The sequence below is a fragment of the Sediminispirochaeta smaragdinae DSM 11293 genome, from assembly GCF_000143985.1.
GTDB classification, from domain to species: domain Bacteria; phylum Spirochaetota; class Spirochaetia; order DSM-16054; family Sediminispirochaetaceae; genus Sediminispirochaeta; species Sediminispirochaeta smaragdinae.
Genome location: NC_014364.1, coordinates 196,949 through 211,312, shown reverse-complemented (window position 1 = coordinate 211,312; position 14,364 = coordinate 196,949). Strand labels below are relative to the sequence as shown.

The window sequence follows — 14,364 nt, the reverse complement described above, 5'->3', positions numbered from 1 at the left end:
TTTTTTACTATCTTGATCATAATAGGAAGGTGTCATGCAATATCGCTCCATATTACAACAGATTAAAGAAGAGGGAAGGGTTGATAAAGCATCCATCGCCGAAAAGCAAGAAACTACGGTGGCAATGATCGAAATGCTCCTCACTGAATTGGAACGACTCGGGTACTTGCAACGCGACGCCCTTGCCCGCTGCAGCGGAGCCTGTACTCACTGCTCCTCGGGCTGTACCTTTGCCCATGTCGGACTGCCGCAAAACTTCTGGACCATAACAAACAAGGGCGAACGCCTCATATCCTGAAAGGCAGGAGAGAGGTCGAGAGGACTCTTGCCTGCAATATCCCGGCTTTCGGGAGAAGCCCCCTTTTCCAACAGCAATTTCGCAACAGCAAGGTAATCATGCCGTGCCGCCCAATGAAGGGCACTCCTTCCCCGTATATCCGGCAAATCCACATTCACTCCGGCCCGAAGCAGGGTAAGAACACACCAAACATCACCACCTGAAGCGGCCTCAATTAATGGAGAGGAACCATCCTTGGTCAGGTAATCCCCATGAGCCCGTGCAAGCAGTACATCCTCCAGCAGTCCAGCATCCCCCTGCTCAACAACATAGTCGACAGCCCGTTTTCCCGAAGGACCAGAGGCATCGGGATTTATCCCAAGAGAAATAAAAAGCTTCAATAGCGCTTCCCGCCGCGGATCATCCCGATCGAAATCGAGGAAAATCTTATGCCAAAAGGGTTCGCCATGGGAGTCGGGGAAGTGAATGCTACCGGTCTCTCTTACGATAGTTTGAAGTTCCGGTCGTAATAGCGATACATCTCCAGCATGGAGCAAATCAGAAAGAGCTGCCAAACGATGGGAGTCCAAAAGAGTATCCTCCGCTGGAAATTGTAGCGTGGAAAGGAGCGAAGCCGCTTCGCCCAACAGGAGGTCCCCATCTGCTGCGGGATGAGAGGAATCAACCATGGAAAAAAGCGATACAACGAAGAGCTGATTCCCCTGTTTGAAATAAAGCCGCCCTTCTGCACCGGTCTCTACACCATCGGGAGCAGAGATAAAGGGCTGAAACCAGATGGTATCGGCAAAGAAATCTCCCACGGCGACCTTTTTTGCAATGGCAAACGGCATTCCCGGTCGCAGAGGGAGATAGGTACCGTTGCCATTGATCGCCTTCTCCATACGGACCTTGATACAGCTTGCCATGGCAATCGGATCCCGGCGAATATCATAGCCCGGACCGACCCGTTTTCGATCATATCCTAGCCCCCGAAGAAATCCCTCATCCCCATATACCAAGGTCCGAGCCAAGGGGGTCGATCCTGAAGGCAGGAGCTTCCAGGCAACATCGGGCAGCATAATCGAAACACCGTCACCCAATTCACGGCGTTTCAGAAACATAGAAAAGGGAAAAAAGCGAGGCGCCGCCTCTTTCATTTCTTCCTGGTTGTCAATCGCAAGAAAGGCGTTTAGGATCGCCCTATTTCTTTCGTTAACAGAATCATTGCCCAACCTTTTTTCAAAGGCGGATTCGGCAAGTGCCCACCCCTTCCCAGTGAGAAAGGAGACACACGACATATAGATCATTGAGGAGAATCCGGTTCCCGTCCCGGTAAACCAGCGACGCGGCATGGGCTGGGCCTTTCCTTCATTACAGGCCTCAATCCAGGCGCGGACACGGGCCCCATCGTACAGAAGGGTTATGTCGGCAAGGGGAGGGTAGGGAATCTCATAGCGATCATGCACCTGTAATGCTGCTTGGGAGAGTTCCTCCATCGACAAGAGAGAGGGACGATGATCCTCGGGAAGCGAAAAGCCCCAGCCGGAAAAGCAAAGAAGAAGGAGCGCCACGGCAGCCCCTCTTTGCAGCTCAACCATCGGCAGGCTCCATGATCCTGGCGACAAACTCGGTACGCTTCTGGGTCAACATCGCTTCGGAAGCAAGGATATCATCCTCCATCCCCTCCCAGCGGCGCAAAAGCGCAGACAGCTTCATCTTGATTGGTTCCGGGGCGTCATAGACGGGGAAACGACCGGGAAGCAGGGCAAGATACCACCCCTGAAAGATCCACATGGTTGCCACCCTGTTTCGGTAGATCAAAAGATCAAACTCACTACCTTGTTCGGGGTCCGGAGCATTGTCCTCGGCCCCCTGTATCATCTGGTCAAAACCGTCGATAAACGATTCAAAGTTTTCCTGTTGGGAAAGCAGGACCTGGTAACGGGTATCAAGGAATTTCATCATCCGCTGATCAATACCGTAGCCGAGCATCATGACGCTGTCCATCTGATCCCGAAAAAAGGAATCGGCGAGAAAAAATTCGGCGCCCTCCAGGGTTTTATCCGAAGCATCAAGGTAAAATTCGATGACAGAATCCTGCACCATCAAGGCGTCACGCATGTAAAGAAACTCCTCGGAAAGGTTTCTTCCGTTAATAAACTGGACGATGCTATTGTGGTTGGCGTCGTAGAATTGCTTCAAAAGATTTGCAAACTGTGCGACGGCAACAGCGGTCGCTACGCCTTCCTCATCGAATGCCCGCTTCGAGAGGGCAAGGCGAATCATGGCATCATTGCCATCAGGGGTGAATTTCGGCTCAATGACGGGAAAAAGCGATGGGAAATCATCCCCGGCAGCATAGGTACCAATTGAAAAAGCCCCTTCAGCAAAGGCTTTCGTACCGTAATCGCGGGCGTCTATCAGATAGGGATGGGGATCCTCGTCTTTATCGAGGTAGTCGTCCAGAACCGAAAAAAGTTCTTGAGCCCGTTGCTCCTCTAAAGGCGAAAAAGAATCCTCCAACGCACCAGAAGGAAAGAATCTCACATCAAAAAGAGGGTAGACGGAAGTAACAAGGGTATCGAAATGTTCCTTGTACAGGGCCTCCAGTCCGGGATCGGCAAAAAGAGGTGAGCAAAGACACAAAAAAAGTCCCAACCCAATCAACAAGATGATTCTGCTTTTCTTTTCCATATGCTAAGTGTAACAGGTATAGGTACCCTTACAAACGGACTTTTTCAAATTTTATCTATTTCTATCAGAGCTTCGACAGCAGAGCACAGCAGTCAACAAGTTGTTGTTTCTCGATGTATTCATTCTTCCCGTGGGCCCTGTCAATCGACCCCGGTCCCCAGATCAAGGCGGGAATCCCGGCCTGGTCATACTTCCCCGCCTCGGTACCAAACGCGACGGTTGTAGTAGGTTGGGGGATTTTGTTACCTGCGACCATCATGGCTTGATAATAGCCATATGCCTTAGAGGCCTTCGGGCTAAGCCCGGGAAGAAAGGAGTCGAGCCGATGGGTAAACACCAATTTCTTTCCGTCAGGGAGTGTCTCTGACAGGTGGCGGGAAAAGTCTTCAATGTGTCGCAGGTATTGCTGAGGATCCTCCCAGGGAAGGGCCCGTGCCTCCCACCCCAATTCACACTGCTCTGCCACGACGTTGATTGCCGTTCCCCCATGAATGGTCCCAAGGGAAATGGTTGAATAGGGGGGATCGAAACGCCGGGCTTCCGGATCCCGGGAACTCCGGCTTTGTATCTCCCCGGCGAATCTTTGAAGTTCGGCAATAAGATGATTTGCCCCATAGATGGCGTTTACCCCGGAGGCAGGACGACTGGAGTGGGTGGATACACCTTTAACCGTGGTGATATAGCGTGATGCGCTTTTATGTCCGTCTGCGGGCCGCAGCAAGGTAGGCTCTCCAACAAGCACCGCATCTGGACGGGGGAGGCACGAACCTAATTCGGCGATAAGATCGTCGACGCCAATGCATCCGATCTCCTCATCATAGGTAAAGGCAAGATGAATCGGCTCCTTATTGCAGCCCAATCGTTTTTCGATCCAGCGTGGAACCAACGCGAGAATAGCGGCAAGAAAGCCCTTCATATCGCAGGCACCCCGTCCATACAGCATCTCTTCCCCACACACCTGGCGGGGGCTCAGTACAAAGGGATCCGAATCCCAGCCTGCGCCAGATGCGGGGACAATATCGGTGTGCCCGGAAAGCAGCACTCCACCATCCCGGCTTTCCCCTATGGTTACGAAAAGATTATTACTGTGCGAACGACCGGCGGAGATCCGCTTGGGGGATAATCCGTATGAGATAAGGTAATCGGCAATGTATGTGATGATATCCTCATTATCCGAACCGCTTACACTTCTGAAGGAAACAAGATCCGACAGAATGCGCACCGCCTCCTGGGAGATCTTTTCCAATTGTTGTTCCATGATCATATATCATTTTCCATTAAGCATCTTTGTTGCTTCTTCAATCATCCCCTCAACAACATCATTGTTGGTGAGGTTTATCGAGAGGGACTGGCTCATGGTGCACCTATTCGAAGCATAGAAAAACGAAACGGCAGTGATGACGAACATATAGGTCTCGAAAGAGACCTCACGGGAGAAGAATCCCAGCTCCTGCCCCCTTGCATAGAGTCTACGCAAATGTTTATAAGGCCTTTCTTTGAATCCCTTTACCTTTTCCGTATGTTTTCCATCAAGCATATTTTCCCACACGAAGATCTTCCAGAATTCCGAATGTTCCTGATGGAAATGCACATACCGTTTCAATATGATTCCGGTGAGGGATGGGATATCCTCATCGGTTAGGTCCATAAACTGTTCATCAACCTCGATAATAAGCATATAGGTACGCTTCCATACCTCGATGAAAAGGTCTTCTTTGCTGCCGAAATAGGCATAGATGCGTTCCTTATTGCTCTTAGCCTTTTTCGCAATATTATCTACACGTGCACCGTGAAACCCCGACTTGGCAAATTCCTCTACCGCGGCCTTGAAAATACGTTCCTTTGTGTCCCTGCTCCGTTTTTGCATGACAATCCCATCGGATTCAAATTTTAGCATTGGAAGAAAGAGCAATACCGGTACGTATTGCTCTTTAGATGCTAATCCCGACAGCATTCTAACTCAACCAATGAAGGCCATCAATTGGTTATAGGAGAGATAACTTATCCAGAGGATCGCCAACACGGCGATGACATTGGTAACAGGCTTGTTGGTATGCTCCTGCAACACATCTTTGTTGTTTCCAAGAAGCAGGAGCACGATGGCAACCAACGGCCCTCCCAGAATTGTCGAGGCCTGGGCAACCACGAGCACCTCTATGGGGTTCGTCTTCAGTATCACGGCAAGGGTGGTGCTGAAAAGCAGAAGTACCGTTGTAAATACCTTCACGGAGATGTCGTTGAGGCTTTTACCAAGGCCGAAGCCGTCGGAGAGAAACATACCGCCGAGAACGGCATTCGAGATAAAGGAAGAAAAGGAGGCTGCCAAAAGGCCAAAGAGGAAAAGCCATTTTGCCAAAGGCCCCAACAGAGGCTCAAGCTGGATTGCCATGTCAACGGCGCTCTTGACCCCGATACCCCGCGGTGCAAGAACCGCCGCCGATGTAATCATGATAAGGGCCGCCAGACCACACAAAATGACGATTCCTATGGTCGCATCTCGCTGTGCTTTTTTTAGAAACGCAGCACTCCATCCCTTTCCCTGTACCAGGTAGGCCTGATATGCGGCAGCTGCAATGCTAAAACTTGTTGCGGAGATGGCAATGACGAGGCCCCATATTTTAGGCTGAGAAGGAACAAGCCCTAAGGCTATCTTTCCAACACTGGGACCAGCCATAAAGACGTTCGCTATGAAGGCGACAATCATAATCACAACCAAGGTCATCATCACCTTTTCGAGCAGCTTGTAAAAATCCCGCGATATCCAAATAAAGAGAAGAGCAATAATGGTAAAAACCGGTGCCCACAGCATGATACCACCACCGAACATTGCATCCATTGCAAGGCCGACACCGATATTGTTCCCTGTCTGGAAGCCCCCCGCAATAAGAAACACACTCAAACCGACCACGACTGCCAGAACAGGATGCTGTTTTGTCCTGACGATGTTTAAGAGTGAATCATCATTCAGACAACCGATCCTTGCAGCCATTCTGGTAAATGTCGCCATGAAAATTCCTGCGATGACGACCGCCCAAAGCACGCTATATTCCATCAGCGCGCCGGATTTGCTGCTTACCGTGATGCTTCCCGGGCCAAGGACCGTGGCAGCTGTTATCACCCCCGGACCAAGCAGGAAGGCCAATTGTGATATCCCTTTTCCCTTTTTATCCATAGATTCCCCCTTTTAGTTTGTTAGCCATTGGTCAATATGTAACGATATAAACGCATCATCCTGAAGTTCAGGATATGCACCAATCACCCTTTCGATCTCTCCCATCTGGGATGGTGATAGTTCCAAAGAAGGATCAAGACAACGTCTCGATTCAAGAAGTCCCTGCCGGCGAAGGATCTCGTGGACCCCTGGGATTACCCCGGCGAAATCGTTCTGTGCATCGAAAATCGCGGCATTTGCATCGGTAATCTTTTGAGCCCGTTCCAGCAGCTCAAAAGGGATATCCGATCCTTTTGCCCTAAGCTTCTTGATCTCCTCAAGTAGTTCCACCGCCTTGCTGGTCCAGACACACCAGTGTCCCAACAGACCACCGGAAAAGCGTAGCGCTCTCCCCTCTTCCCCTGAACACGGGTAGGATGAAAGCAGATCGAAAATAATGCTATCATCGTTTCCCGTGTACAAAGCGACCTCATGGCCGCGCCCTGCCTCCGAGACCCCCTGAACGACATCGAGGGTTTTATATCGGTTGAAGGGCGCCACCTTAATGCCAAGCACATTGGGAATCGACGCAAAGTCTTTCCAGAAATCGCGAGACAGGGGAATGCCGCCAACCGCAGGCTGCAGATAAAATCCGAACAAAGGGATCTCTTTTGCAACCTTTCTGCAATGTTCAAGGATGCTGTCGGGGCTCTTTCCCTTGAATGTCGCAAGACTAAGAAGTCCAAGATCGAAGCCTTTTTCTCTGAGAAGTCCGGCCTCCGAAACAGCAGCCTTCGTATTCCCACAAACACCACCGATTTTTAGTATTTGCCGTCCTTTTTTTGCAGCGTAAGAAGAGATTTCCCCGGAAACGAAGGTGAGGAAGTCCCTAAAAAAGTCAGGCCGTTCTCGAATTTCAAACTGCGTGGTATGGACTGCAGCCGCAATTCCTCCTACCCCGGAATCGATGTAGTAGCGGAGCAGGGCGCGTTGATGCAAGGGATCAAATGTACCATCTTCATGCAAGGCAAGGGGAATTGCCGGAATTGCCATTCCCTGGAAGAGCAGACGACGAATTTCTTTCATATTCATAAGGTATGCTCCTAGAATATCCCGTTTCGGGAGGCAAAATGGGTCGGTTTATCAAGGGAAGTCCCCCCGATCTCCAGCCAATGGGCAATCCATTTCACCATTGTCAGAAGACTCACATGAGGGTAACCAAAAAGAGAAGCGGCATACGAAGCATTGTTCAGTAAGGCGGTGCCGCTCTCCTCCCCCTCAAGCCTTAATGGTTTATTGAAAAGTCGGCTAAAACGTCCTGCAACATACCTGATAGAGACTGTTTCAGGCCCGGTAATATTGATGATATTCGCTGGTGATGTGCAGTGAGCAAAGGAAAGCAGGGTTTGGTTGATGACGTCTCCCTGCCATATTACGTTTACGTTTCCCATGGAAAGGTCTATGACCTCCTGGTTTTTCACCTTTTCTCCAATCTCCCGCAGTACACCGTAGCGAAGGTCAATTGCATAGTTGAGGCGCAAAATGGAGATCGGTGTTTCATTCTTTTTGCTGTAATACTGGAAAATCCGCTCCCGGCCGAGGGCGCTTATTGCATATTCTCCTTGGGGATGAAGGGTATCGGCCTCTATAGAACCGCCGCAATTGACGGGAACCAGGCCGTATACATTTCCTGTTGAGTAGACGACAATAGCACTATTGGCATAGCGCCTTGATACATAATCGGGAACAAGGGTGTTCATTGCCCAGGTTTCTTCTTCCGAGCCGCAGGTCCCGAACTTTCTCCCGACCATAAACACAACGTTTTTTGCGTCGGGAAGTTGCTTTACCGCAACAGGATCGGAAAGATCACAACTGATGGTCTCTATCCCCTTTTCTTCAAGTTGTGTCCTTTTCTCCGGATTACTAAAACGTGAGACCCCTATGATCCGCCTCGGCACGGCTGCAGCTATAGATGCCTTTTTTGCAGCCAGTGCCAACTGAACACCAATCTTGCCCCCGACCCCCAGAATTATGAGGTCGCCCTCCAAATTTTTTTGAAAGTCGATAAGCTGCTTCGACGGCAGACTCATGAGGTCATCCAGCTCCTCTTCGGATTCAATGTATTCAGGGAGCCTTTCCCTTTTCAGATACGACATAAGTATTACTCTCCAACCAACTAGTTGGTTTTATTATGCGGTTAGATTACGACTCTGTCAACTGTTGTTATTCTTAAAAGGGTAAAAGAATGTGCCTTAACAGAAATTTATCGGATGAATAGCCTATTTCCCTTTCGCCTTCCCATCAAGTCCTCTCTCAAGCTCTTTCATCTGTTCGATAATTTCGTTGCTTTCTTCAATAACCTCTTCGGCCCTCTCTATCCCAGGCTCAGCCTCACGTTCACGATCGAGTTTGACGTTGCGAAAATAGAGGCCCATGTCTATGGTAATCTCCACAATGTTCAGGATGTAGAAAAACCACCCAAGATAGAAAAGAAAATTTAGGGATGCGGAATCACTTCCATACCATTGGAGAATCTTCCTGGAAATACCAAAGACATATCCAATCCACAAAAATACTTCGAAAAAGAGACTTTTCCCTTTTGCCGTCCGGGAAACATAGGAACGGTAAATCGAAATGGGCCAGGAAAGACCAAAACATAAAATCATCAAGGCTTCCAGTAAATCAAGCATATTTTTCATCCTTTTAGCTTTCAGCTTTATCTTCAGCTGATTATATACAAGACGACGGAAGTGTTAAAATACATAGTTGATACTGTTATCATATCAGAAACGCATAACAAGCAAAGGAGAGCAGGAAAAATTTTGATCAATCCGAATTTCGAATATTACAAGATCTTCTATTATGTGGGTAAACATCAGAATCTCACAACCGCAGCCCATCTCCTTTTGACCAGTCAACCTTCCGTAAGCCGAAGCATCAAGAATCTGGAACACGATCTATCGTGCCGTCTCTTTGTTCGTTCGAAAAAAGGGGTTACCTTTACTCCGGAGGGGGCACTACTCTACAGCCATATAGCTTCTGCCTGTGAATCGATATTTGAAGGAGAAAAAGCTCTGTCAAGGGCCTTACATCTGGAAAGCGGCGCAGTTGCCATCGGAACCACGGAAATCGCTATCCACTGTTATCTACTGGAAAAACTGGCATCCTTTCACAAGGCTCATCCCAAGGTTACTCTTACTATCATCAACCGCAGTGCTCCTGCACTTATCGATGAAATCAAATCGGGAGCAATCGATATTGCGGTGGTAACAACTCCCATCGAAGGCGAAAAAAATCTAACCATTACCAAGGTAAAAAAATTTCGGGATATTCTTGTGGCCGGACCTGCGTTTTCCCATTTGGGAGACCGAGTTCTTACCATTGAGGAATTACCGACATACCCATTAATCACGCTTTCGAAAGAAACCGCAACATATCGTTTTTACTCCTCCCTCTATGCCTCGCATGAAATGACATGGAAGGCCGATATTGAACTTGCAACAGCGGACTTGCTGATCCCTTTTATCAAACAGAATCTGGGGATAGGTTTCGTACCCCACATAATGGCATCTCCCGCACTTGCCTCAGGTGAGATTCGCGCGCTTACCCTTTCAACCGATATACCTGAACGGGAAATCTGTATTGTACAAGACAAACGCCATCCGCTAAGTGCGGCAAGTCGGCAACTCATTCACTGGCTGGCTCCGTAAAGGATCTCCGGAAGGTAGTTGACATCTCACAAAACCAGTATTACTTTGTAATACCATACTCACAAAAGATTGAGAGGAGAGAAGACCGATGGCACAACAAAAGGAAGAGACCATAACCTTCAAAGTTGACCCGGCTCTGGCGGAACTACTCCGGAGGGTTCCCAATAGATCCGAGTTTATAAGAAAGGCGCTCTTTGCCCAGTTGGACAATGTCTGTCCGCTCTGCCAGGGAAGTGGTTATCTCACCCCTGATCAAAAGAATCATTGGGAAAAGTTTTCAAAACATCACCATGTGGTGCGTTGTGAGTCGTGCCACGAATACTATCTTTCGTGCGATCTCAAGGAGGATCATCATGAAGCGTCACAAAAAGAGATGTAGTATTGTTAGTGCACTGCTTTTTATGCTTATAGCAAGCCTTCCGCTCATGGCAGGAGGCAATCGTGAATCGGCTCCCACATCCGGGGATAGCGAAAAGCCGATCGTCTATTCTTCCATTCTGCCGGTCCAGTTTTTGGCCGATAGAATCGGCGGCGATCGCATTACATCAGAGGTAGTGGTACTTCCCGGCGAAAGCCCGGCTACCTACGAACCCACACCAAAGCAGATGAGTGCTCTCGCACAGGCTTCGCTTCTCTTTCGGGTCGGGGTTCCCTTTGAGAACGGCTTTTTACCGAAGGTAAGAGAGCTTAGTCCCGACCTTACCATTATAGATCTTCGAAAAGGGCTCACCCTTAGAACCATGGATGCTGCCCATTCCCACGATGAAGAACATGATGGGGATCACGAAGGTGAGGGGGAAGACGGCCACGACCATGAGGCAGGAACTCCCGACCCTCATATCTGGATGAGTCCCCGTAACATGATGATCATGGCACAGACCATGGCCGACGCCCTTGCTGCAGCGGATCCCGACGGAGCTGAACTATACAAGGATAACCTTGCGGGCCTTGAATCGGACTTAAAGACCCTGGATGAGCGACTTGCGCAGGATTTGGAACCACTACGCGGAAAGCGTTTTTTCGTCTACCATCCGGCTTTCGGCTATTTTGCCGACGACTACGGCCTGATACAGATTCCCCTGGAAATAGAGGGGAAAGAACCAACCCCAAAACAGCTGGTCTTTTATATCGAGGAGGCAAAGGAACTTGATGTGGAAATCATCTTTGTGCAGCCCGAATTTCCCCGACAGAGCGCCCAAACCGTGGCAAAAGAGATCGGAGGAATGGTTGTGCCGGTCAGCGCCCTGGCAAAGGAGTATATTGCCAACCTCGACACCGTGGCATCTGCCCTGGAGGAAGGCCTCCGTTGATGAGTGATAATGAAGGAAGAGGGGCTCCGTCGACGGAGCCCCTGTCTGTGGTAAATTTCGAGGATGTCTCTTTTGGCTACGGTGAGGATCGTGTTCTTGAATCGGTCTCCTTTGAAATCCTTCAGGGAGACTTTGCCGCAATCATCGGGCCGAACGGCGGCGGAAAAACCACCATTCTCAAACTTATACTCGGACTCCTCATTCCCGATGAAGGTCGGATACGGCTGTTCGATTCCCCTTCGGAGGAGGCACGAAAACGGGTGGGCTATGTTCCCCAGTATACGCTCTTTGATCCGCTTTTCCCTGCAACGGTGGAGGATGTGGTTCTGATGGGACGGCTGGGAGCAAAAAGCAGGCTCGGCTTCTTTCGCCGGGAAGATCGCCGCATTGCTGCCTCCGCACTAAAAACGGTTGGGCTTGAAGGACTCGAAAAACGTCCCTTTCCGGCCCTTTCCGGAGGTCAGCGCCAACGGGTTCTCATTGCCCGTGCCCTGGCAAGCGAGGCAGATCTTTTGATCCTCGACGAGCCAACCAGCAATGTAGACAGAACGGCGGAAAAGGAAATTTATACCCTTCTTGGTTCATTAAAGGGAGAGAAAACCATACTCCTGGTAAGCCATGACACCGCCGTCGTTTCCAATCTGGCTGATACTATCCTTTGCATAAACAGGACCCTTGCCAGACATCCTGGCTGCGAACTGACGGGAGAAGATCTTGGAAAACTCTACGGTGACGATATGAAACTGGTATTACATGATATACACAATGAAGCTTCCGCCGCTTCAGCAAAGGAGGATTCAACGTGTTGAATTTCTTCGGTCAGTTTTTTCACGACCTTGTTACCTTTCCTTTTTTGAGGAACGCCCTCCTTGCCTGCCTCTTTCTTGCACCGGCTGCAGGGATCATCGGTACCTACGTCACCGTGGAGAGAATCAATTCCATGGCAGGAGCCGTAGCCCATTCGGTTCTCGCAGGACTGGGGGCCGCACGTTTTCTCCAGGTGAGCTTCGGATGGAGCTATCCGACACCGCTCCAGGGCGCTGCTGTGGCGGCAGTCATCGTCGCTCTGATCATAGGAGGCATCACGGGGCGGGGCAGGGAACGAACGGAAACGGTTCTGGCCGCAATCTGGGCCATCGGTATGGCAATCGGTATCTTTTTCATCGCCGCAACCCCTGGTTACTCTCAGGATCTCATGAGTTACCTTTTCGGTAATATTCTGATGATCAGAAAAAGCGACACCATTCTCCTCCTGGTCATGGATCTTGTACTGATTCTGGTGATTCTATTTCGCTATAAGGAGATATTCGCTGTTACCTTCGACGGTGAGTTTGCGGCGCTGCGGGGAGTAAAGGTACGTAGGATCTATTATCTGATGCTTCTGCTTACCAGCCTTACCATCGTGCTGGCCGTTCAACTCGTGGGTATTGTCATGGTCATAGCGCTTTTGACCCTTCCGGCTGCCACTGCAGGACTCTTTTCCCACACCCTTTGGAAGATGATGATCTTTGCGTCGCTGTTGAGTTTTCTCTACACGGGAGGGGGACTTGCCATCAGCTACTCGGCGGACAAACCGGCAGGTGCCACCATCATTCTTTTCGCCGCAGCGGTCTATCTGGGGACAATGCTGGTCAAACGGAGAACACGGTAACGGTTCTCCATGGCGACGATTTCGCAATGTATCTTGACCCGGCCCTGCCGACAGGCATAGTATCGCTCCATGGCAGACAAGAAGAGTCCGCATACAAGAGCAACAGCGAAATTAATCGGCATTGGTGTCGGACCGGGAGATCCCGGCCTTTTACCCCTTGCCTCGGCCCAGGCCATCAAGGAAGCGGACATCGTCTTCACACCGGTTTCAAGGTTTTCAAAAGCATCCCTGGCAGCCTCTATCGCTGCTGGTACGGGAATAGACGAAAGCAAGATACAAAAGATCACCTTTCCCATGGCAAAGGATACCGAAACCCTGCAGAAAGCCTGGACTCAGGCGGCCGCCCCGGTTATCAAGGCCCTCGACAACGGGCTTCGGGCGGTATTCCTCACCCTGGGAGACCCATCGGTCTACAGCACCTGGATCTATCTTCGCCGAGAGGTCGAGGCACAACGACCGAGCGCCAGCATTGCGGTAATCCCCGGCATCATGGCGGCAAATGCTGCAGCAGCCCGCCTGGGGCTGCCCCTGGTCGAAGGCAAAGAGCGGCTTGTGCTCCTCCCGCTGCCTGAGAAGGTTGGTGAACTCGATGCCTACCTCCCCCTTGCGGACCGTATCGTCGTATACAAAATCGGCTCACGCCTGGAGGAGCTGGCCCTGTGGGTCAGAGAAAGGGGCTTGGATGAACAGGCCCATCTTGTCGTAGGTGTAGGCCTGGATCGGGAAGCAGCAGGACGCCTTATCGACCTGGCAGAGAAGGAGCAAGGCTATCTTTCGGTGGCCCTCATACGGGGCAGGCGGGAGTAAAGCGCGATTAGCAGAGTTCCGGGGCGTTGAAATTTTGAACAAGAGGCATCTTAGGTATCATTCTCTTCAGCCTCAATATTTTTCACCTTTGATAGGACATTATTGAACTTGTCAATAGTGCCCTTCTCTCCCCGTACTTTTATATACTCTTCAGTCTCAAGTGCCGTGACCTTCTCTGCAACAGCCGATGCAATAAACTGATTTATCGATACCCGATCCTTTTTTGATATCTTCTTTAGGGTTTCATGGAGAGATTCCGGTATCCGGATACTAAGTGAACTCATTCTATTTCCTCCTTTGATTGAAGAAATTCCTTTGGAGAGACAACTCCAATTCCAAAGCTTCTTGCAGGAGAAAAATCCTTTTTGTTGAAGCTTATGATATAACGGCTTCCAGAGGCCACAGCAAGTTCAAGAACATGATCATCAAAAGGATCTTTTAGCACAGGTCGCCATAGATAAAATATTTCGGTCCGTCTCCCGACACAACATGTATAATCAATGAAATCTCCAATATCCTCTTTAGTCAAACCCGTTTGCTTCATGTGCTTGGTCAAAACAGTCTCATACTCCAGAATAAGCGGAACAGAGATGCACATGGTAAATAGCTTTTCCGGTATCTGCTTTAGCAAAGTAAATGAAAACCCATTTCGAAAACGCAAGCCAGAAAGTATGACATTTGTATCAATGACAACAGGAAAAGCATTCATTGGTATTATATATAATACCAAACATACCCCCAAAAAGCAATCTACAATTATCAAA

At 49.7% G+C, this 14,364-nt stretch carries 17 protein-coding genes; 7 read left to right on the top strand and 10 right to left on the bottom strand.

All coding sequences use genetic code 11. The features are described from left to right. Positions 1 to 34: 34 nt before the first annotated feature. Entirely contained in the window at positions 35 to 298 is a 264-nt protein-coding gene (locus SPIRS_RS22805) for a FeoC-like transcriptional regulator (RefSeq protein ID WP_013252828.1), read from the top strand. On the opposite strand, the gene SPIRS_RS01050 is transcribed toward SPIRS_RS22805, so the two are convergent. The 8 genes from SPIRS_RS01050 to SPIRS_RS01015 form a co-directional block, all read right to left on the bottom strand. After that, the gene (locus tag SPIRS_RS01050; RefSeq protein ID WP_013252827.1) at positions 208 to 1,875 is read right to left on the bottom strand and encodes an ankyrin repeat domain-containing protein; all 1,668 of its coding nucleotides are present in this window, start codon (positions 1,873 to 1,875) and stop codon (positions 208 to 210) included. The genes SPIRS_RS22805 and SPIRS_RS01050 overlap by 91 nt on opposite strands. Beyond that, positions 1,868 to 2,947 (bottom strand): hypothetical protein, encoded by a 1,080-nt coding sequence (locus tag SPIRS_RS01045; RefSeq protein WP_245537660.1) that lies wholly within the window; start codon positions 2,945 to 2,947, stop codon positions 1,868 to 1,870. The genes SPIRS_RS01050 and SPIRS_RS01045 overlap by 8 nt, the downstream gene beginning before the upstream one ends. Before the next feature lie 88 nt (positions 2,948 to 3,035). Next, the gene (gene argE / locus SPIRS_RS01040) at positions 3,036 to 4,229 is read right to left on the bottom strand and encodes an acetylornithine deacetylase (RefSeq protein WP_245537659.1); all 1,194 of its coding nucleotides are present in this window, start codon (positions 4,227 to 4,229) and stop codon (positions 3,036 to 3,038) included. A gap of 9 nt (positions 4,230 to 4,238) precedes the next feature. Next, a complete protein-coding gene (locus tag SPIRS_RS01035; RefSeq protein WP_245537658.1) occupies positions 4,239 to 4,838 on the bottom strand; it encodes a TetR/AcrR family transcriptional regulator in 600 nt (199 codons plus the stop codon). Positions 4,839 to 4,931: 93 nt separating this feature from the next. After that, on the bottom strand, positions 4,932 to 6,143 hold the full coding sequence (locus tag SPIRS_RS01030; RefSeq protein ID WP_013252823.1) for an NRAMP family divalent metal transporter: 1,212 nt from the start codon (positions 6,141 to 6,143) through the stop codon (positions 4,932 to 4,934). 12 nt (positions 6,144 to 6,155) lie between these two features. Next, positions 6,156 to 7,214 (bottom strand): dihydrodipicolinate synthase family protein, encoded by a 1,059-nt coding sequence (locus SPIRS_RS01025; protein WP_013252822.1) that lies wholly within the window; start codon positions 7,212 to 7,214, stop codon positions 6,156 to 6,158. Between the two features lie 11 nt (positions 7,215 to 7,225). Continuing rightward, positions 7,226 to 8,278: an NAD-dependent epimerase/dehydratase family protein gene (locus SPIRS_RS01020; protein ID WP_013252821.1), complete on the bottom strand. Its 1,053-nt coding sequence runs from the start codon at positions 8,276 to 8,278 to the stop codon at positions 7,226 to 7,228. 123 nt (positions 8,279 to 8,401) lie between these two features. Then, positions 8,402 to 8,812 (bottom strand): hypothetical protein, encoded by a 411-nt coding sequence (locus tag SPIRS_RS01015; RefSeq protein ID WP_013252820.1) that lies wholly within the window; start codon positions 8,810 to 8,812, stop codon positions 8,402 to 8,404. A gap of 132 nt (positions 8,813 to 8,944) precedes the next feature. On the opposite strand from SPIRS_RS01015, the gene SPIRS_RS01010 reads away from it, so the two are divergent. The 6 genes from SPIRS_RS01010 (at position 8,945) to cobI (ending at position 13,600) form a co-directional block, all read left to right on the top strand. After that, positions 8,945 to 9,832: a LysR family transcriptional regulator gene (locus SPIRS_RS01010; protein WP_013252819.1), complete on the top strand. Its 888-nt coding sequence runs from the start codon at positions 8,945 to 8,947 to the stop codon at positions 9,830 to 9,832. Positions 9,833 to 9,920: 88 nt separating this feature from the next. Further along, the gene (locus tag SPIRS_RS01005; RefSeq protein ID WP_013252818.1) at positions 9,921 to 10,211 is read left to right on the top strand and encodes a ribbon-helix-helix domain-containing protein; all 291 of its coding nucleotides are present in this window, start codon (positions 9,921 to 9,923) and stop codon (positions 10,209 to 10,211) included. Continuing rightward, entirely contained in the window at positions 10,186 to 11,142 is a 957-nt protein-coding gene (locus tag SPIRS_RS01000; protein ID WP_013252817.1) for a metal ABC transporter solute-binding protein, Zn/Mn family, read from the top strand. Before SPIRS_RS01005 ends, SPIRS_RS01000 begins: the two co-directional genes overlap by 26 nt. Further along, complete coding sequence (locus SPIRS_RS00995; RefSeq protein ID WP_013252816.1) at positions 11,142 to 11,951, top strand: metal ABC transporter ATP-binding protein; 810 nt, start codon at positions 11,142 to 11,144, stop codon at positions 11,949 to 11,951. The genes SPIRS_RS01000 and SPIRS_RS00995 overlap by 1 nt, the downstream gene beginning before the upstream one ends. After that, complete coding sequence (locus tag SPIRS_RS00990; protein ID WP_013252815.1) at positions 11,945 to 12,793, top strand: metal ABC transporter permease; 849 nt, start codon at positions 11,945 to 11,947, stop codon at positions 12,791 to 12,793. Before SPIRS_RS00995 ends, SPIRS_RS00990 begins: the two co-directional genes overlap by 7 nt. A 69-nt stretch (positions 12,794 to 12,862) precedes the next feature. Continuing rightward, a complete protein-coding gene (gene cobI, locus SPIRS_RS00985; protein WP_013252814.1) occupies positions 12,863 to 13,600 on the top strand; it encodes a precorrin-2 C(20)-methyltransferase in 738 nt (245 codons plus the stop codon). Positions 13,601 to 13,650: 50 nt separating this feature from the next. Here the strand turns inward: cobI and SPIRS_RS00980 are convergent, their stop codons facing one another. Both SPIRS_RS00980 and SPIRS_RS00975 read right to left on the bottom strand, forming a co-directional pair. Next, a complete protein-coding gene (locus SPIRS_RS00980; RefSeq protein ID WP_013252813.1) occupies positions 13,651 to 13,884 on the bottom strand; it encodes a toxin-antitoxin system HicB family antitoxin in 234 nt (77 codons plus the stop codon). Then, positions 13,881 to 14,330 (bottom strand): putative toxin-antitoxin system toxin component, PIN family, encoded by a 450-nt coding sequence (locus SPIRS_RS00975; protein ID WP_245537657.1) that lies wholly within the window; start codon positions 14,328 to 14,330, stop codon positions 13,881 to 13,883. Before SPIRS_RS00975 ends, SPIRS_RS00980 begins: the two co-directional genes overlap by 4 nt. Positions 14,331 to 14,364: the final 34 nt, after the last annotated feature.